Source organism: Weissella confusa (assembly GCF_004766315.1).
Lineage (GTDB): Bacteria > Bacillota > Bacilli > Lactobacillales > Lactobacillaceae > Weissella > Weissella confusa_A.
This window is the reverse complement of the sequence record NZ_PVSN01000089.1, coordinates 1-1187: the sequence shown is the minus strand read 5'-3', so window position 1 is coordinate 1187 and position 1187 is coordinate 1. Positions and strand designations below refer to the sequence as shown.

The 1187-nt window shown below is 40.8% G+C and carries 2 protein-coding genes; both read left to right on the top strand.

Going from position 1 to position 1187, the window contains the following annotated elements; genetic code table 11:
• Positions 1-406, top strand: a 406-nt coding sequence (locus tag C6P11_RS11050; RefSeq protein WP_167849575.1) for a transposase, incomplete at its 5' end; no start/stop codon positions are given.
• Positions 361-1187 (top strand): IS3 family transposase (locus tag C6P11_RS10800; protein ID WP_167849576.1); only part of this gene is annotated, 827 nt, incomplete at its 3' end. The genes C6P11_RS11050 and C6P11_RS10800, both read left to right, overlap by 46 nt.

The following is a 1187-nucleotide window of genomic DNA, read 5'->3' as shown; positions in this document are numbered from 1 at the left end:
AAAGGCATTCGACCTCCTCATTGCAGCCTACGAAACACATGGGCCAGATGTGTTGTTCAATCCGCCAAAAGTTACTACGGAATTTAGAATTGCATTGGCTTCTTGGGCAATCAAAAATAACGCTTCATATACTGAAATAGCGGTTAAGTTCGGTTATACCGGCACTGCACAAATGCGTGCATGGAAAGAAATTTATTCCAAACTAGGCCCAAATGGGTTATTGTCTATTCAAAAAGGACGAAAACCTGAGATGCCAAACAAGAAGCCTAAGTCAGTTAAAAAATTAACAGAGCAAGAAAATCGACTTTCTCAACTCGAAGATGAAGTTCTTCGACTAAAGATTGAAAATGAAGCGTTAATATTATTAGCCTCGATTCAGCAACGAACCGACAACTCGCAGAAGTAGCTTGCCGACTCGAGGCACAATTTAAACTAGTAGATATACTAAAGGTTCTTCCAATCGCAGAAAGTACAGTGCATTACTGGAAACGAAAGTTTCAAAAGGACGATTCCGATGAGCCACTTAGAGTGGCCATCAGGACAATTTGGGAAGCTGATAATCACTATGGTGTGCGTCGAGTTTATTTAGAGTTGCGAAAGCAGCCTGAGTTCGCAGAGGTAAATCACAAGAAAGTTCAACGGCTGATGCATGAGATGGGATTAAAAGGCGTTGGATATAACAAGCGATCACGTAAGTATGATTCATCTAAAGGTCCTGAAGGAAAGCGCGTGAAGAATAAGATTCACCGTCGTTTCAAGACTGATCGACCACTGCAAAAACTATCTAGAGACGTTACGGAATTTAAAATTCCAGCCACTGGAGAAAAAGTATATTTAGAACCAATTCTTGATATGTACAATAACGAGATTCTTACACATTCAATTAGTACCCGTCCGACTCTTGCGTTCACCTTACAACCGCTTAATCAGCTCGTAGAGCAACTGCCAAAACTTACTCATCGAACAACCATTCACACTGATCAAGGCTGGCAATATCGTCACAGAGCATGGCGTAAGAAACTAAAGCAAAACCGCATCATCCAAAGCATGTCGCGTCGTGCGACCGCTCTAGACAATGCGGTTATGGAAAGTTTCTTTAATAAGTTGAAAGTCGAAATCGGCCCATTGAACAATTATTCATCAGCAAAAGAGTTGATTGATGCAATTAACAATTGGATACTGTATTA